This window comes from Streptomyces similanensis (genome assembly GCF_039543625.1).
Taxonomy (GTDB): domain Bacteria; phylum Actinomycetota; class Actinomycetes; order Streptomycetales; family Streptomycetaceae; genus Streptomyces; species Streptomyces similanensis.
In genome coordinates this window covers 152,094-169,531 of sequence record NZ_BAABKC010000112.1, presented here as the reverse complement: position 1 = coordinate 169,531, position 17,438 = coordinate 152,094, and the positions used below count along the sequence as shown (strand labels likewise).

Here is a 17,438-nt window from a genome sequence, read left to right as displayed (position 1 = left end):
TCCGGTCAGCCCGCGCCGACCACGTCGGAGGCGGCCTTGAGCACGGCGTCGAGGACCGGGTGCCCGCCGTCGTCGCGCCGCCACAGGGCCTGTGTGCAGGTGGGGGTGGCGGGCCGCCAGTCGACGACCCGGCGCAGCCGGCCGGCGGCGATGTCCTCGGCCACGGTGACCTCGGGAAGCAGACCCACGCCGAGGCCGCTCTCGGCCATGCGCTTGACCGCGGTGATGGAATCGAGCTTCAGCGTCCGCCTCGCCCGTAACGTCGACTCGACCTCGGTCAGGAGGCTGCCGCAGTGCCGGACGTCGAGGTCGGCGGTGACCAGGATCGACGACACGGTCTCCTCGGCATCCGGACGGACGGGATTCCGCCGCCGTCCGGCCACCAGGGCGAACGGCTCGGGGCAGAGATCGCAGTGGTCCAGATCCTCCCGCGGCGCTCCGCTTCCTATCATGAACACGCAGTCCAGCTGTCCGTTGCGCAGCATGGCGAGCGCTTCTTGGGGAGTGGAAAGCCGGAGCGACACATCCATGTCCGGATAGCGCAGGAGTAAATACTCGATGAGCGGAAGCAGCCGGTGATTTATGAGGCTTTCCGACGCGCCGACGCGGATTTTCCCCTGCGGCGCGAGTGAGGCGTCCGCGATACGCCGGACACGACCGCTGAGCCGCACGATCTCGCGGGCCTGTTCCAGGATGGAACGGCCCGCGCTCGTCGGCCGGACGCCGTCCGGCAGGCGCTCCAGCAGGGTCAGGCCGAGCGACCGCTCCAGCGCCTTGATGCGGTTGGTCACCGTGGGCTGGGTCACCTGGAGCACACTGGCCGCCCGGGTCACACTTCCCGCGTCCACGGCGCCCAGGAATGCCTCGAGATGCCGTGTGTCCACTTCTTCCCCCGCGTGAGTCGGCCCGTCGAAATACCAGCCGACTTCTCCGCCGGCTTTCTTCCCTCGCTGCGCCGTCCAGCCATTCCGGTTACGGACGACATACGAGCGGTCACGGTGTCTGGAGCGTAGCCCCAGCCCTCACCCTCATCAATATGTTTGGTAGGTGCATTTACGGGGAGGCGGCTTTCCCGGACAGGTGATTTCACGTCAGTTTCCTGAACGTCGGCGGCCGGTCCGGCGCCGGGGTGCGCGGGCCGGCGCGCACTTCTCCCGCATTTCGCCGCTCGGGAAGGCTATACCTGGTCGGCGAGCGCCCGGCCGGCCGGTCACCGGCGTTCACGGTGTGGTCCGAATCCAGCCAGGGCGACTTTCAGAGAACGGATCTTGCCCACCTGGGCCCGCTCGTACCGCTCCGCGAGACGATGGCGGATCAGCGGGCGACGGCGGCGGCGGAGAGGAGTGTCGCGGCGGCGAGGCTGCCCCACAGGGCGGCCGGACCATGCGGCGCGAGGGCGGTGATGACCGCCGGGGAGGCGGCGAGGCCGAAGCCCGTGGAGAGCTGGAAGCGGGCCAGGGCCTGCCCCAGGACGGGCGCCGGGGCGAGGACGGTGACGAGCGCGGTGGCGCTGCCCGCGTAGATGATCTCGCCGAGGGTGCAGAGCACGGACACCGCGGCGACGGCCGGGGCGCCCCAGCCGTGCCCCAGGGAGCAGGCCGCGAGGAAGCCGAGGTAGGACGCGCTGAGCACCACGCCGGCGACGGCCAGCGCGGTCCGGCGGCGGAAGCGGGCCATCAGGACCGTGACCGGCACCTGCAAGGTGACCACCAGCACCGTGTTGGCCACGAACACGGCCGCCGACCACACCGGGGAGGCGTGCATCCGCGTCACCAGGACCAGCGGGAGCGCGACTTCGGGGACGTTGAGACAGAAGACGTAGATCACGTTGGCGGCCAGCAGCGCGCGCATCCGGGGCGCGGGCCCGTCGTCCCCGCTCCCGTCGCCGCTGCCCTCCCCGCTCCCGTCGCCGCTGCCCTCCCCGCTTCCGTCGCCGTCCTCGGCGGCGGAAGCGGTCGGACGCGCGTGCACGTGGACCGACCACGCCAGGGCCGCCGCGGCGACGTAGGCGAGAGCGGTGACGGCCGCCAGCGCCTGCAACGCGGCGGCGCCGCCCGTCAGGCACGCGGTGGCCAGGAGCGCACCGGCCCCGAGGCCGGCGTTGCGCAGGGCGCGGCCCTGCGCCAGGGCGGCGTCGCGCTCCCGGCCGTGCGCGAGCGTGGCCACCAGGGCGGCGTGGGCGGCCGGCCAGGCCTGGTTGCCGATGCCGAGGAAGAACGCCGCCGCCGCGAACAGCCGGACGTCGCCCGTCGGGGTGGCCGGCAGCAGCGCCACCCCCGCCACCCGCACCAGCATCGACGCCGCCACGACCGTGCTGCGCGCGCCCCGGTCCAGCCACCTGCCCACCGCGGGCACGCACACCAGACCCGCGACCACGCCGGCGGTCATGGCGGCGCCGGTGACCGGCGCGGACAGCCTGAGCACCGTCACCCCGTAGAGCAGCAGGAAGGGCCGCAGCAGGCCGGTGCCGAGCGCGTCCACGGCCAGGGCGACGGCGTAGCGGGGGCCTCCCGAGGCACGCAGGAGGGCGCGGGGACGGAATCCGGTGGTGGTTGCCATGGCGCCCACGCTCGGGTCGGACCGCCGGGCGCGGCACGTCGGTTGACGGACATCGTCAACCGACGCCGCCGCCGGCCGCGCGGCCGGTGATGATGGGGGGATGACGCTGCGCATCGACATCACCGGACTGCCCGCCGGGCGGCTGCGGTTCGCCGCCTCCCCGCTGGCCGAGCTGACCGCGATGCTGCACGTCCTGGCCGAACCCGGGCATCACCCGTGGCTGGCCGGCTGGGTCGGGGACGTCTGGTCCGGGATGCCGCCGGAGCTGGCCGAGCGGCTCAAGGAGGCGGAGTTTCTCTGGCGGTCCTCACGCGCCGACTTCCTGGTCCCCGCCCGGCCCCGGCCGACCCTCGCCGAGGAGTTGGACGACGTGGACCGGCTCGACGACGAGACCTATGTGACCGCGGCGCTCACCACCACCTGCGGCAGCAACCGGGTCCACTTCGCCGCGCCGTCGCCGCTCGCCGACGCGGCCGCGCGCGAGCGGGCCCTGGACCTGGCCCAGGCACGCGGCGCACTCCAGGAGGCGTTCGCGCAGCGGCTGCTCGCGGACCCGGCGGCCGTGCGGGCGCGGGTGCGCGACACCCTCGAACAGTGCGCCGAAACGTTCTTCGACCCCGCCTGGACCGGCGTCGCCGGGCAACTCGCCGCCGACCTGCGGCTGAAGAACGACCTGCTGAAGCGCCAGGGCATCGGGGCGGCGCTCGCCTCGGTCTCCGGCGCCGTCGCCCTGGCGCCGGACGGCGACCGCATCGTCGTGGACAAGCTCCAGGACAACGAGACCGCCGCCCACGGCGCCGGGGTCACCTTCATCCCCAGCCACTTCGGCCGCCCGCACCTGCTGGTGGTGCACGCGCCCGGATGGCAGCCGGTGGTGCAGTACCCCGTGGCCGAGCCGGGTCCGTACGAGCCGGTGCCGCTGGACACGGTCGGCCACCGGCTGGAGGCGCTCTCGCATCCGGTGCGCCTGCGGCTGCTGCGCACCCTGGCCCGCGGCCCGCACACCACCGGCGAGCTGGCCCACGCCTGGGAGCTCTCGCCCCCGGAGGTCTCCCGCCACCTGGCCGTCCTGCGCCGCGCGGGCCTGCTCAGCGCCCGGCGGCACGGGCGCTACGTCCACCACACCCTCAACCTGCCCGAGATCACGGCGCTGGGCGCGGACCTGCTGGCGGCCGTCCTGCGCTGACGGCCGCGCCGCCGTGTCATCCTCGGCCGCCGCCGGTGAGCCAGGGCAGCGGGTCCGTGTACTGGCCGTCGAGGAGGACCTCGAAGTGGAGGTGCGGGCCGGTGGACAGGCCCGTCGAGCCGACGAGCCCGACGGGCTGGCCGCTGGTCACACTCTGGCCGGCGCTCACCTGGAGGACGGACAGATGGCTGTAGGTGGTCTCCAGCCGTTTCCCGTCGATCGTGCCGTGGTCGATCACCACGCGGTTGCCGTAGGCCGACGTCAGACCGGCGAACTCGACCCGCCCCTCCCGCGCCGCGGACACCTGGGCCCCCTGCGGCGCGCCGAAGTCGACGCCCGTGTGGAGCTTGGTGACCTTGGTCAGCGGGTGGACGCGCGAGCCGAACGGCGAGGTGACGGTGAGCGTGGTGACGGGCGGCCTCAGCAGCGCGCCGGAGGGCTGGCCGCCGCTCTCCTGTTCGGGGTTGCGCCGGACCAGGGACTCGTACCGCGGCAGCCGCTTCTCGACCCCGGCGACGAACGCGCGGGCCGGAGCGGGGACCTTGCCGGCCTTGGTGACCTCGTCGGTCCCGGCCGTGTACGCGGCGAGCGTCAGGTCGGCGACGTCGCCGTTGACGACGCCCTTCGTGCGCAGCGCGGTCATCTTCCGCGCCAGGGAGCAGTCCTGCCGCCCCAGCGCCATGATCGCGTCCACCGCGTCGTGCGGTGAGGAGGCGCCGTTGCCGTCGTCGTCCCGGCCCCAGGTCTTCCAGCCGGCGTCCGTGAAGCGGGCGATGCCCCGCTCGGAGAGGCTGGCGCTGTCGTCCTGCCACCCGGAGAGCTGATCGATGTGCGCGGCGAGGAGCGCGGGTGTGACGCCGGCGCAGTCGGCGGTCGCCCTGCGCAGCCAGGGCACGTAGGAGCCGTCCACGTTGCCGACGTCCGACTGGCCCGGCTGCGGGCCGCCCGGCACCAGGTCCGTGCCGAGGCCGCCGGTCAGGGCGAGGAAGGCGACGACCCCGGTGGACGTCACCAGTCCGGGCAGCACGATCAGGGCGAAGGGGCCCGGGCCGCGCCGACGGCGCGCCGGTGCGCGACCGCCGCGCTCGCCGGCGGGCGGGGGCTCCTGCGCCGGTGCGGGGGCGGTCTCCGCGGCGGCCGGCCCGGTCGTGGCCGGCCGTGGTCCGGGGTGTGCCGCGTCGTCGGCGGCCGGGTGTCCGGCGGCCGTCCGACCGGTCGCTCCGTACTCGGTGGCTCCGTATCCGGCGGTTCCGTACCCGGTGGCTTCCCTGTCCTCGGTCACGTGCCGGGCCGGCTCCATGAGGGTGCCGCGGTGGGGCGGGACGCGGGCGGGGTGTATCGACTCACGGTCCGACGCTAACGGGCCGTTGACGGGCTGTCACCGACCACGAGGACACGGTGAACTGCCCTATGGGGCACGGCCGATGCCCTCGCGTCGGCGCGGGCCGCGGGACCCGGGCGCGGCGGTGCGGCCGGCAGCCGGGACCGCCCGGGGCGGCACGTCCTCGGGGGCGGAGCGGCCCGCGTGGGGGCGCGCGCCGCAGCAACCGGAACCACCTCCGCCGGACACACGTGTCGAACCCGGTATACGACCCCGGCACACGACCCGACATGTGCGCCGCGGATCCCGCCGTGCGCGCGGAGGGCGGTCCGCCGAGGGGGCGGCCTTCCACTCTTTGGTCGTCTTTTCACCTCGAACAGTCCAAGACCACGCCAAGGTTTCGACAGCAAGATCAAGTTCTCGCCGCGCCGGGCCGCCCCGGACCACCGGACACCTGCGGTGATTCCAGCACGTGACCTGACGGTCACCGACGGCACGCCGGTCACGGCCGTCCGATGCGGGCGTAGCCTTCAACAAGTTGTTGAAGGCACATCATCTCGCCGCGCGTCGGCGGACGTTGGCGCACCCCCGAGGTATTCCCGGACTAGGAGAACGCATGCCTGCAGAAGGGCGGGTGGAACGGCAACGGGGCCGTATTCCCGCCGACATCTGGCGGACACAGCTGCGCGGCATCGCCCAGGTCGCCCTCAGCCCGAGTCCGTGGACCGGACTGCTCTTCACCGCGGGCCTGTTCGCGGACAGCTGGCGGATCGGTGTGTACGGGCTGCTCGGCGCGGCGGCCTCCGCCCTGGCCGCCGCGGTGCTGGGCGCCGACCGCGAAGGGCTGGCCGCCGGCCTGGAGGGCTACTGCGGCTGTCTGACCGCCCTTGCCGTCCTGGTCAGGTTCGGCGCCTCGTGGCGGACCGCTCTGCTCGCCGTCCTGGCCGCCGCGGTCTGCGCGGTGGTGCGCGCCGCGGCCGGCCGCCTGCTGGGCCGGGCCGGACTGCCCGCGCTGACCGCGCCCTTCTGCCTCGTGGCCGGAGCACTGGCGGTCGCCCTGCCCACCGCGCCGGCGGCGGCGCCGCCCGCCGCCGGGAACGGGTTCACCCGTCTGTCGGCCGCCCAGTTCGGCCACGCCTTCTGCGACGGCGTCGGCCAGGTCTTCTTCCTCGACCAGTGGTACGCGGGCCTGATCCTGCTCGCCGGGCTGCTGGTCGCCTCCCGGACCGCCGCCGTCGCCGCCGCCTGCGGCAGTCTCGCCGCGATCCTCGTCGCCTGCTCCATGGGCCTGCCCGCCGACCGCGTCGCCGCGGGTCTGTACGGCTACAACGCGGTGCTCGTCGCGATCGCGGTCGGCGCCACCTTCCTGACCCTCACCCCGTGGACCGCCGGGTACACCGCGCTCGCCGTCGTCGCCTCGGTCCCCCTCACCGCCGCCTGGCAGTCCTTCGTCCAGCCCTCCGGCGGCTCCCCCTTCACCTGGCCGTTCGTCGTGACGACCTGGCTCTTCCTCGCGGCCGCTCCGGCGTTGGACCGGCCCGGAATCTCGTTGCAGAAAGCGAAGTGACGCCATGAACCTCGCACCGCGCGAAATCGACAAACTCCACGTCTACGTCGTGGCCGACCTGGCCCGCCGCCGCCGGAACCGGGGCACGAAGCTCAACTACTCCGAAGCCGCCGCGCTGATCACCGAGGCCGTCCTCGAAGCCGCCCGCGACGGGCACACGGTGGCCGAGTGCATGGAGCTGGGCCGCAAGGTCGTCGCCGCCCACGAGTGCATGCCCGGGGTGCGCGAGATGCTCACCGTCCTTCAGGTGGAGACGGCGTTCGTCGACGGGACGAAGCTGGTCACCTGCCACGACCCCATCAGCGCCTGAACCTCGCCGCACCCACCGCCTGAGACTAGGAGACAACGATGTCGGGTGGAGCTCACTACCTCTACGGGGACGATCCCGTGGAAATCAACCCCGGCCGGGCCACCGTCGCCCTGACCGTCGCCAACACCGGTGACCGCGCCGTGCAGATCGGGTCCCACTACCACTTCTTCGAGGCCAACCGGGCACTCCTGTTCGACCGCGAGGCAGCGTACGGCATGCATCTGAACATCCCGTCCGGCACCGCCGTGCGCTTCGAGCCCGGCGACACCCGCGAGGTGGAGCTGGTCGCCTTCGGCGGGACCCGGCGGCTCGTCGGCTTCGCCGGACTCGTCAACGGCGGCCTCAACGCCGACGACACCCGGCGCGCCGCCCTGCGCCGCGCCGGGCAGCTGGGATTCGCCACCACCGCCACCACCGCCGCCGACACCGCCGGCGCCGAGCACGAAGGGTCGGCCAACTGATGGCGATCATCCCCCGCAAGCAGTACACGGACCTGTTCGGCCCCACCGTGGGCGACCGGTTCCACCTGGCCGACACCAACCTGGTGGTCGAGGTCGAGTACGACCACAACGCCGGTTCCTACGGGGACGAGGCCGTCTACGGCGGCGGCAAGGCCATCCGCGACGGCATGGCCCAGGACCCCGCCGCCCTCCACCGCGAGGGCGCCCTCGACCTGGTGATCACGAACGTGGTGGTGCTCGACCCGGTCCTCGGCGTCGTCAAGGGCGACATCGGTGTGCGCGACGGCCTGATCGTCGGGGTCGGCAAGGCCGGCAACCCGCACGTGCAGAACGGCGTGGACCCCAAGCTGGTCATCGGGCCGGGCACCGAGGTGATCTCCGGTGAGCACCTGATCGCCACCGCGGGCGGCGTCGACACCCACATCCACTTCATCTCGCCCCAGCAGGCGCAGGAAGGGCTGTCCAACGGCATCACCACCTTCTTCGGCGGCGGCACCGGGCCGACCGACGGCACCAACGGCACCACCTGCACACCCGGCCCGTGGAACATCCACCGGATGCTGGAGGCCGTCGAGGACCTGCCGGTCAACGTGGGGCTGCTCGGCAAGGGCAACGGCAGCCTGCCCGAGGCGCTGCGCGAGCAGGTCGAGGCGGGTGTGGCGGGCCTGAAGGTGCACGAGGACTGGGGCGCCACCCCGGCCACCATCGACACCGCGCTGCGCGTCGCCGACGAGCACGACGTGCAGCTCGCCATCCACACCGACACCCTCAACGAGGGCGGCTTCTTCGAGGACACCCTGTCCGCGATCGACGGCCGGACCATCCACACCTTCCACACCGAGGGCGCGGGCGGCGGTCACGCCCCGGACATCATGCGGGTCTCCGGCGAGCCCAACGTCCTGCCCGCCTCCACCAACCCCACCCTGCCCTACACCGTCAACTCGGTGGACGAGCTGCTGGACATGGTGATGGTCTGCCACCACCTGTCCCGCGACATCCCCGAGGACGTGTCGTTCGCCGACAGCCGCGTGCGCGCGGAGACCATCGCGGCCGAGACGGTGCTGCACGACCTCGGCGTGATCAGCATCTTCTCCTCCGACTCCCAGGCCATGGGCCGGGTCGGCGAGTCGTTCTCCCGGGCCTTCCAGACCGCGCACCACTGCAAGGAGGTGCGGGGCGCACTGCCCGAGGACAGCTCCCGCAACGACAACGCGCGGGTGCTGCGCTACCTGGCGAAGCTGACCGTCAACCCGGCGATCGCGGTGGGCGCGTCCGACGTGATCGGCTCGCTGGAGCCCGGCAAGCTCGCCGACATCGTGCTCTGGCCGATCCACTCCTTCGCCGCCAAACCCAAGCTGATCATCAAGGGCGGCATGGTGAACTGGGCGCTCATGGGCGACCCCAACGCCTCCCTGCCGACGCCTCAGCCGGTGTACTACCGGCCGATGTTCGGCAGTTACGGCCGGGCCCGGCAGCATACCTCGGTGACCTTCATGTCCCAGGCGTCCATCGCCGCGGGAGTCCCCGGAGAGCTGGGCCTCGGGCGGCGGATCGAGCCGGTGCGGCGCTGCCGGACCGTCGGCAAGCAGCACATGGTCCGCAACGACGCGCTGCCGCGCATCGAGGTGGACCCGGAGACGTACAAGGTCACCGTCGACGGCGAGCCCGCCACCATCGAGCCGGCCGAGCGCCTTCCGCTCAACCAGCTCTTCTACATCGTCTGACGCGGGACCGGACCGGCTGCGTCGCCCGACGCGCGAGCGGCCCTTCTCCGCGTCCGACGCGCGAGCGGCTCCGCCGCGTCGCCCGACACACCTTCGGCACACCTCTCCACACCTCTCCACAGCGGTCCGCAGGGCGCCCCGCGCGCCCCGCGGACCTCCACGGCCGGCTGGCGACGGACGGCCACCCGGCAGGAACGGACACCCGGCGTGAACGACGCGATGCCGATCCCGGCGCTGCTCACCGGTCTCCAGCTCACCGACTCGGCCTTCCCCAGCGGCTACTACACCCTCTCGCACGGTCTCGAGGGCTTCCAGCAGGCCCGCGCGGTCACCCCGCGCGGCCTGCCCGCGCTCCTGAACGACCTGCTCCGCCACAGCGCGGGGCCCTCCGACGCCACCGCCCTCGCCCTCACCCACCGCGCGGTGAGCGCGGGCGACTGGGACGAGGTGGTGGCCGTGGAGCGCCGGCTGCACGCCACCAAGCTGGGCCGGGAGGCCCGGCAGGCCGTCGTGCGCACCGGACGGCAGCTGCTCGACCTGGCCGACGAGGTCTACGGCACCGCGCCGATCGCGCGCTACCGGACGCTGTACCGGGACGGCGCGGTGCGCGGCTGCCAGCCGGTCGTCGCCGGCGTCGTCCACGCCGGCAACGGCCTCACCGCGCGGCAGGCGGTCACCTGCGAGCTGTTCGCCTTCGCGGCCAGCTTCGTCGGGGCCGCCCTGCGGCTGCGGCTCACCGACCACCGCCGGGCCCAGGTCGTCCTGCACGGCGCCGCACCGGTCATCGAGGAGGCCGTGACGGCGGCCCTGCACCGCGAACTGGCCGACCTCGGCGGGTGCGTGCCCATGGCCGACGTCATGGCCGGCACGCACGAACGCGCCGAGGCCCGGCTGTTCGCGAGCTGACGCCGCGGCGCCCACCACCGCCAGACACCCCTCTCACGACAAGGACCCACCATGCACGACCCCACCCAGGTACGCGGCTCCCACCACCACGACCACGACGGCCTCACCCGGCGCCCCGCCGACGGCGTGCTGCGCGTCGGCGTCGCCGGGCCGGTCGGCTCCGGCAAGACCGCGCTGATCGAGGCGCTCGTCCCCGTACTGCTCCAGCGCGGCCGGACCCCCGCCGTGATCACCAACGACATCTACACCTCGGAGGACGCCGCCCACGTGCGGCGGACCCTCGACGGCATCCTGGCCGCGGACCGCATCGTCGGCGTCGAGACCGGTGCCTGCCCGCACACCGCGGTCCGCGACGACCCGACGATGAACCAGGCCGCGGCCGACGAGATCCTGGAACGCCACCCCGACGTGGACACGCTGCTGTTCGAGAGCGGCGGCGACAACCTGACCCTCACCTTCAGCCCGGCGCTCGTCGACCTCTTCCTGTTCGTGCTGGACACCGCCGAGGGCGACAAGATGCCCCGCAAGCGGGGTCCCGGGATCACCGAGTGCGAACTGCTCGTGATCAACAAGGTGGACATCGCCCAGTACGTGCGGTGCGACCTGGCCCGGATGGAGTCCGACGCCCACGAGGTCCGGCAGGGGCGTCCGGTGGTGCTCACCAACTCCCTGACCGGCGAGGGCCTGGAGACGATCGCCGACTTCCTCCTCGCCCACGAGGCCGCCCAGCTGCCCGGCGCGCCGGCGGCGTCCGCGTGAGCCCGGCGCCCGCGCGGCTGGACCCCGCACACTACGAACCGGGGCGGGTACCGGCCCCGATGCTGGAGCTGGCCGGCGCCGCGGACACTCTGGCCGCCGGGCGCCCCGGCAAGGTCGGCCTGCTCGAACTGCGCTACGCGCGGGCCGGCGAGCGCACCGAACTCGTCGACCGCTACCAGAAGTCGCCGTTGCAGATCATGCGGCCGCTGTACGTGGACCCGGGGCGGCCCGACATGCCGGTGACCTATCTGATGTCCACCGGCGGCGGCATCGTCCAGGCCGACCGCAACCGCCTCGACATCCGGTGCGGACCCGGCACCGCGGTGCACCTGACGACCCAGGCCGCGACGAAGCTGCACCGCATGGAGTTCGACCACGCCACCCAGGTCGTCCGGCTCACCGCCGAGGCCGGCAGCTACGTCGAGTACCTGCCCGACCCGCTGATCCCCTACCGGGACGCGCGTTTCTACCAGCAGACACAGGTGACCGTCGACCCCACGGCCACCGTGCTGCTGGGCGAGACGATCGCGGCCGGCCGGCTGGCCCGCGGCGAACGGCACGCCTACCGGATGCTGTTCAGCGATCTGGAGATCGCGCGTCCCGACGGCGAACCGCTCGTGGTGGACACCGTCCGCCTGGATCCGCGGGAGCCCGGCTCGGTGAGCGGGCCGGCGGTGTTCGCCGGCCACGACCTGATGGCCACGCTCTACGCGGTCACGGGGCTCGCACCCGCGGCCGAGGTCGCCGACACCCTGCACGAGGCGCTGCGCGCCAGTGGGACGGCGTTCGGCGTGAGCGTACTGCCCGACGACTGCGGAGCGTGGGCGCGGATCATGGGCAGCGACTCCCCCACCGTGACCCGCGCCCTGCGCACCGCCTGGGACGCGGTACGCCGCCTGCTCATCGGCGTACCCGCCCCCGACCTCCGCAAGACCTGATCCGCGGGACGTGACACGCGCCGGCCGCCGGCCGCTCGCCGCGGCCGGTGGCCGGCGGCGCGTCCGGCAGGTTTGACCTTCTCCTGACATGCGTCTGACGCTGCCGGCACGCACCGCACCGGCCCTTGGTGAACTTGACGCAAGCCTTGAACCACGGCCGTTGCACGGGGCGGCGCGGCCGAAGAACCTTGAGTCCAGGATCCGGTGCACTGCGTCGGGGAGGTGGGCGGCCGCCTCCCCGACCGGTCGGCCGAGCGGTGACCGGCGCGCCGCGCCGCGTGCTGATCACGGGGCTCGGCGTGCCGGCTCCCGGGGGCATCGGCGTGGACGGCTTCCGGGACCGTGACCGCGTCGGTGCGTACCGCGCTCGTACCGGCCCGCGGCCACGGCGGTCCCGACTCCGCCGTGGTGCCGCGCGCCGTGGACCGAACCCTCCCCGCGGCCCGCGCCCGCACCCCCTGGACCGCGCCCGTGGCCGTCCCCTCCCCCGTGGCGGCCGCGGGCGCTCTGTTCGGCCGTGCTCCGACCGGACGCACGGCGGCCTATGAAGGGATCGAACGTGCTCGAGCAGGAATTCACCATGGACGACCTCAAGCGCATCCTCCTGGAGGGAGCCGGCGCGGACGAGGGCGTCGACCTCGACGGCGACATCCTCGACACCGACTTCGAGGAACTCGGCTACGAGTCGCTGGCGCTCCTGGAGACCGGCGGCCGGATCGAGCGCGAGTTCGGCGTCGCCCTCGACGACGACGTGTTCAACGACAACCGCACGCCGCGCGCCCTCGTCGCGGCGATCAACGCCACCCTCAAGGGCCTGGTCGACGCCGCCTGACGGCGCCGCGCGCCACTCGCCCTCGCCCGTTTCGCCCGCGCCCCTTTCGGCGGGGCCGCCGCCCGGTGGGCGGCGGCCCCGCCGCGCCCTTTCCCACCCCTTCGCCCCCCTTTCCTTCCGTTGGGAGACCAGACACATGCCGGACCAGGAACAGGACCAGCGCGTCGCCGTCGTCACCGGTGCCACCAGCGGCATCGGGCTGGCCGTCGCCCGCCTGCTCGCCACCCGGAACCACAAGGTGTTCATCGGTGCGCGCGACGCCGACAACGTCGCCGCGACCGTCAAGGAACTCACCGCCGAGGGCCTGGAGGTCGACGGCGCCCCGCTGGACGTGCGCAGCGACGAGAGCGTGCAGGCGTGGATCCGGTCGGCCGTGGACCGCTTCGGCGCCGTCGACGTCGTCGTCAACAACGCGGGCCGCTCCGGTGGCGGAGTGACCGCCGACATCGACGCGGAGCTGTGGCAGGACGTCATCGACACCAATCTCAACTCGGTCTTCCGTGTCACCAAGGCGGCGCTGAACACCGGCGGTCTGCGGGCCAAGAGCCGCGGCCGGATCATCAACATCGCCTCCACCGCCGGCAAGCAGGGCGTCGTGCTGGGCGCTCCCTACTCCGCGTCCAAGCATGGGGTGGTCGGCTTCACCAAGGCACTCGGCAACGAGCTGGCGCCGACCGGCATCACCGTCAACGCCGTGTGCCCCGGGTACGTGGAGACGCCGATGGCGCAGCGCGTCCGGCAGGGCTATGCCGCCGCCTACGACGCGACCGAGGAGCAGATCCTGGAGAAGTTCCGGGCGAAGATCCCGCTCGGCCGCTACTCCACTCCCGAGGAGGTCGCCGGCCTGGTCGGCTACCTGGCCTCCGACGTCGCCGCCTCCATCACCTCGCAGGCCCTCAACGTCTGCGGCGGACTCGGCAACTTCTGACCGGGCCGAACCTGACCACCGTCCACACAAGGAGAGTTCACCATGACCACCCGTGAGGTGGAGCACGAGATCACCGTCTCGGCCCCGGCCGAGGCCGTCTACCGGCTGATCGCCGAGGTGGGCAACTGGCCGCGGATCTTCCCGCCGACCATCTACGTCGACCAGGTCGAGCGGGACGGCGACACCGAACGCATCAGGATCTGGGCCAGCGCGAACGGCGAGGCCAAGGACTGGACGTCCCGCCGCACCCTCGACCCCGTGCGGCTGCGGGTCGGGTTCCGCCAGGAGGTCCCCGCCGCACCGGTCGCCGCGATGGGCGGCGCCTGGATCATCGAGCCCCGCTCGGAGACGGAGTCCCGCGTCCGGCTGCTGCACGACTACCGGGCGATCGACGACGCCCCGGACTCCCTGGAGTGGATCGACCGGGCCGTCGACCGCAACTCCCGTTCCGAGCTGGCCGCCCTCAAGGAGAACGTGGAGCTCGCCCACGCCGCCGAGGACCTGACGTTCTCCTTCGAGGACACCGTGCGGATCGCGGGCTCCGCCAAGGACGTGTACGACTTCGTCAACGAGGCCGACCGGTGGTCCGAACGACTGCCGCACGTGGCGAAGGTGCGGCTGGAGGAGGACACGCCCGGCCTGCAGACCCTGGAGATGGACACCCGCGCCAAGGACGGCTCGACCCACACCACCAAGTCCTACCGGGTCACCTTCCCCCCGCACCGAATCGCCTACAAGCAGGTCACGCTGCCTGCCCTGATGACGCTGCACACCGGCTACTGGACCTTCACCGAGGACGACGGGGGGACGGTGGCCTCTTCGCAGCACACCGTCACCCTGAACACCGCGAACATCGCCCGGGTCCTGGGCACCGGGGCCACGGTCGAGGACGCACGGGCGTACGTGCGCACGGCGTTGTCCACCAACAGCACCGCCACGCTCGGCCACGCCAAACGGTACGCCGAGGAGCGCGCCGCGGGCCGGCGGGACTGACGCACGAGGGGCCGCGCCGCCCGTCGTCGGCGCCGGGCCCGTCGGGCCGCCGCTCGCAGGTCCGCGGCGGCCGGCCGCGGCGCCGACCGCCGCGGTCCTCCTCGACCCGGGAGACAGCATGACGACATCCCCGTCCTCGCGGACGTACGAGACGGAAGACGGCGAACCGCCCGAGTCGCCCCTCCCCGCGTCGCCCTCCGCGGCCGCCGCGATCCGCACACCCACGGCCGTCGCTGCCGGGCCGGCCGTCTTCGGCGTCGGCGCCGACCGTGTCGACCTGTGGCTGGTGCACCGGCCGGACGGAGCCGTCGCCGACTCCCTGGCCCGTACCGAGCTGGACGCGCGCGAACGCACCCGCGCCGACGCCTTCGTGCGCCGCTCCGACGGGCTGCTGTACACGGCCGCGCACGTGGCTCTGCGCCGACTGATCGGCTGCTACACCGCGACCCGGCCCGAGGAGGTGCGGTTCACGCGGGAGCCGTGCCCGACGTGCGGGGAGGCGCACGGCCGGCCGGCGGTGGCCCCGACGCCACCGCCGCTGCACTTCTCGCTCTCGCACAGCGGCGACCTGGCTCTCGTCGGCGTGGCCGCCCGGCCCGTCGGCGTCGACGTGGAGAAACTGCCCGGCGCCGAGACCGTGGACCTCTGCTCCCGGGCCCTGCACCCGGACGAACGGGCCGAGTTGGCCGCCGTACCGGCGGGCGAGGAGCGGGCTCGGCTGTTCGCGCGGATCTGGACCCGCAAGGAGGCCTACCTCAAGGGCCTGGGGACAGGACTGAGGCGCTCACCCGCCGAGGACTACCTGGGCGCGGACGCCGCCCGGCATCCGGCCGGCTGGACGGTGCTCGACACCCCCTGCGACGCCGGCCACGCCGCGTCGACGGCCGTGTACGGCGCGGCTCCGGCCGTGGCCCGGGTGCGCCGGGTGCCCGGCGCGTGGCTGCTGGCCGAGCCGCCGGCCGACGGCGCCGCCGTCCGAACGGGGCCGCACGGCGGCCCGCCACCCTGACCACCGGACGAGGGGAATCCATCCGATGCCCACGACTCAGGACACGACCGGCCCGGCGGACACGGTCCAGGACCGTGTCGACGCCCTCCGCGCTCTCCGGCACGCGGCGCGCGAGGGCGATTCCGAGGCCACCCGCCGACAGCACGACAGGGGCAAGCTGACCGCGCACGAACGGATCGCGCTGCTGCTGGACAAGGGCTCCTTCACCGAGGTGGAGGGGCTGCGCCGGCACCGCGCGACGGGTTTCGGCCTGGAGCGACGCAAACCGGCCGGTGACGGCGTCGTCACCGGGTGGGGCACCGTCCACGGCAGGACCGTCTTCGTCTACGCGCACGACTTCCGGGTATTCGGCGGCGCACTCGGCGAGGCACACGCCGCGAAGATCCACAAGGTGATGGATCTGGCGGAGGCGGCCGGCGCCCCGCTCGTCTCCCTCAACGACGGGGCCGGCGCCCGCATCCAGGAGGGGGTCACCGCGCTCGCCGGGTACGGCGGGATCTTCCGGCGCAACACCCGCGCCTCCGGTGTGATTCCGCAGATCTCGGTGATGCTCGGGCCCTGCGCCGGTGGGGCGGCGTACTCCCCGGCGCTCACCGACTTCGTGTTCATGGTCCGCGGGACCGCCCAGATGTTCATCACCGGACCGGGCGTGGTCAGGGCGGTCACCGGCGAGGAGATCACCCAGAACGCCCTCGGCGGCGCGGACGTGCACGCGACCGCCTCGGGCGTGGCACACCTGGCCTACGACACCGAGGAGGAGTGTCTGGAGGACGTGCGCCACCTGCTGTCGCTGCTGCCGTCGAACAACCGCGAGATGCCCCCGGTCGAACACTGCGGGGATCCGGCCGAACGGCCGAACGACCGGCTGCTGGACCTGGTGCCGGCGCAGGCCGGACAGGCGTACGACATGCGCGCGGTGATCGAGGAGATCGTCGACGACGGCGACCACTTCGAGGTGCACCCGGGCTGGGCGCCGAACCTGGTGTGCACGCTGGCCAGGCTGGACGGGCACGTCGTCGGCGTCGTCGCGAACAATCCATCGGCGTCCGCGGGCGTGCTGGACATCGAAGCGTCCGAGAAGGGCGCGCGGTTCGTCCAGTTCTGCGACGCCTTCAGCATCCCGCTGGTGACGCTGGTGGACGTACCCGGCTTCCTGCCGGGCGTGGCCCAGGAGCACAACGGCATCATCCGGCGTGGCGCGAAGCTGCTGTACGCGTACTGCAACGCGACCGTGCCCCGAATCTCGCTCGTGCTGCGCAAAGCCTACGGCGGGGCCTACATCGTGATGGACTCCCGCTCGATCGGCGCGGACCTGGCGCTGGCCTGGCCGACCAACGAGATCGCGGTCATGGGCGCTGAGGGCGCGGCGAACGTCGTGTTCCGCCGGGAGATCAAGGACGCCGAGGACCCGGGGGCGCTGCGGGAGCGACGCATCGCGGAGTATCAGGAGCAGCTCATGCACCCCTACTACGCGGCCGAGCGAGGGCTGGTCGACGACGTGATCGATCCGCGCGAGACGCGCTCGGTGCTGATCCGCTCGCTGGAGATGCTGCGCGCCAAGCACGCCGACCTGCCCGCGCGCAAACACGGGAACCCCCCGCAGTGAGGACGGAGAAACGGTGACCATCCTGCCGAACGGCACCGGCGTGCCTGAGGTCCCCCAGGTGATCCGGGTGGTGCGGGGAGAGCCCGATGCCGTGGAACTGGCCGCGCTGACGGCCGTCGTGCTGGCCCGTGCGGCGGCCGCCGAGGCCGAGCACGCCGGGACCGCCCCCACCGGGCGTACGCCGGCCGGGTGGCGCCGGCCGGAGCGGGTGCGGGGCTTCCCGGGCCCGCGCACCTGGCGGCACCGGCCCCCGGCCGCACCCGGCGCCTGAGTCCGCCCGCCGTGTCCCACCTGCCAAACCCTTCACCCGTCCGTCCGCGCGAGGAGCACCCATGACAC

General features: G+C 73.3%; 17 protein-coding genes. 14 read left to right on the top strand and 3 right to left on the bottom strand.

Annotated elements, in window-relative coordinates; translation table 11 throughout:
* Nucleotides 1–5 precede the first annotated feature (5 nt).
* Both ABEB07_RS32105 and ABEB07_RS32100 read right to left on the bottom strand, forming a co-directional pair.
* Nucleotides 6–884 (bottom strand): LysR family transcriptional regulator, encoded by an 879-nt coding sequence (locus tag ABEB07_RS32105; RefSeq protein WP_345671556.1) that lies wholly within the window; start codon nt 882–884, stop codon nt 6–8.
* A gap of 430 nt (nt 885–1,314) precedes the next feature.
* A complete protein-coding gene (locus ABEB07_RS32100; RefSeq protein ID WP_345671555.1) occupies nt 1,315–2,559 on the bottom strand; it encodes an MFS transporter in 1,245 nt (414 codons plus the stop codon).
* A 100-nt stretch (nt 2,560–2,659) separates the two neighbouring features.
* On the opposite strand from ABEB07_RS32100, the gene ABEB07_RS32095 reads away from it, so the two are divergent.
* Nucleotides 2,660–3,745: a helix-turn-helix domain-containing protein gene (locus ABEB07_RS32095; RefSeq protein ID WP_345671554.1), complete on the top strand. Its 1,086-nt coding sequence runs from the start codon at nt 2,660–2,662 to the stop codon at nt 3,743–3,745.
* Between the two features lie 16 nt (nt 3,746–3,761).
* Here ABEB07_RS32095 and ABEB07_RS32090 read toward each other — a convergent pair whose 3' ends face one another.
* Nucleotides 3,762–5,027 (bottom strand): M23 family metallopeptidase, encoded by a 1,266-nt coding sequence (locus ABEB07_RS32090; RefSeq protein ID WP_345671553.1) that lies wholly within the window; start codon nt 5,025–5,027, stop codon nt 3,762–3,764.
* Nucleotides 5,028–5,682: 655 nt separating this feature from the next.
* Between ABEB07_RS32090 and ABEB07_RS32085 the strand changes: the two genes are divergently transcribed.
* The 13 genes from ABEB07_RS32085 (at nt 5,683) to ABEB07_RS32025 (ending at nt 17,370) form a co-directional block, all read left to right on the top strand.
* Complete coding sequence (locus ABEB07_RS32085) at nt 5,683–6,633, top strand: urea transporter (protein ID WP_345671552.1); 951 nt, start codon at nt 5,683–5,685, stop codon at nt 6,631–6,633.
* Between the two features lie 4 nt (nt 6,634–6,637).
* On the top strand, nt 6,638–6,943 hold the full coding sequence (locus ABEB07_RS32080; protein ID WP_164585613.1) for an urease subunit gamma: 306 nt from the start codon (nt 6,638–6,640) through the stop codon (nt 6,941–6,943).
* Nucleotides 6,944–6,981: 38 nt separating this feature from the next.
* Nucleotides 6,982–7,404, top strand: coding sequence for an urease subunit beta (locus tag ABEB07_RS32075; RefSeq protein ID WP_239146537.1), 423 nt, complete (start codon nt 6,982–6,984; stop codon nt 7,402–7,404).
* Nucleotides 7,404–9,128 (top strand): urease subunit alpha, encoded by a 1,725-nt coding sequence (gene ureC, locus ABEB07_RS32070; protein ID WP_345671551.1) that lies wholly within the window; start codon nt 7,404–7,406, stop codon nt 9,126–9,128. Before ABEB07_RS32075 ends, ureC begins: the two co-directional genes overlap by 1 nt.
* A 219-nt stretch (nt 9,129–9,347) precedes the next feature.
* Nucleotides 9,348–10,034: an urease accessory protein UreF gene (locus tag ABEB07_RS32065; protein WP_345671632.1), complete on the top strand. Its 687-nt coding sequence runs from the start codon at nt 9,348–9,350 to the stop codon at nt 10,032–10,034.
* 51 nt (nt 10,035–10,085) lie between these two features.
* Nucleotides 10,086–10,793, top strand: a complete 708-nt coding sequence (ureG, locus tag ABEB07_RS32060; RefSeq protein ID WP_345671550.1) for an urease accessory protein UreG — start codon at nt 10,086–10,088, stop codon at nt 10,791–10,793.
* A gap of 59 nt (nt 10,794–10,852) precedes the next feature.
* Nucleotides 10,853–11,731, top strand: coding sequence for an urease accessory protein UreD (locus ABEB07_RS32055; RefSeq protein WP_345671631.1), 879 nt, complete (start codon nt 10,853–10,855; stop codon nt 11,729–11,731).
* A 544-nt stretch (nt 11,732–12,275) separates the two neighbouring features.
* Nucleotides 12,276–12,563, top strand: coding sequence for an acyl carrier protein (locus ABEB07_RS32050; RefSeq protein WP_425589119.1), 288 nt, complete (start codon nt 12,276–12,278; stop codon nt 12,561–12,563).
* A 136-nt stretch (nt 12,564–12,699) separates the two neighbouring features.
* Entirely contained in the window at nt 12,700–13,491 is a 792-nt protein-coding gene (fabG, locus tag ABEB07_RS32045; RefSeq protein WP_164585607.1) for a 3-oxoacyl-ACP reductase FabG, read from the top strand.
* Between the two features lie 42 nt (nt 13,492–13,533).
* Nucleotides 13,534–14,484 carry an aromatase/cyclase gene (locus tag ABEB07_RS32040; protein WP_345671549.1) on the top strand — a complete coding sequence of 317 codons (951 nt, stop codon included), beginning with the start codon at nt 13,534–13,536 and terminating at the stop codon, nt 14,482–14,484.
* 118 nt (nt 14,485–14,602) lie between these two features.
* On the top strand, nt 14,603–15,493 hold the full coding sequence (locus tag ABEB07_RS32035; RefSeq protein ID WP_345671547.1) for a 4'-phosphopantetheinyl transferase family protein: 891 nt from the start codon (nt 14,603–14,605) through the stop codon (nt 15,491–15,493).
* A 25-nt stretch (nt 15,494–15,518) separates the two neighbouring features.
* Nucleotides 15,519–17,099: an acyl-CoA carboxylase subunit beta gene (locus ABEB07_RS32030; protein ID WP_345671546.1), complete on the top strand. Its 1,581-nt coding sequence runs from the start codon at nt 15,519–15,521 to the stop codon at nt 17,097–17,099.
* Nucleotides 17,100–17,112: 13 nt separating this feature from the next.
* A complete protein-coding gene (locus ABEB07_RS32025) occupies nt 17,113–17,370 on the top strand; it encodes an acyl-CoA carboxylase epsilon subunit (protein WP_345671545.1) in 258 nt (85 codons plus the stop codon).
* Nucleotides 17,371–17,438: the final 68 nt, after the last annotated feature.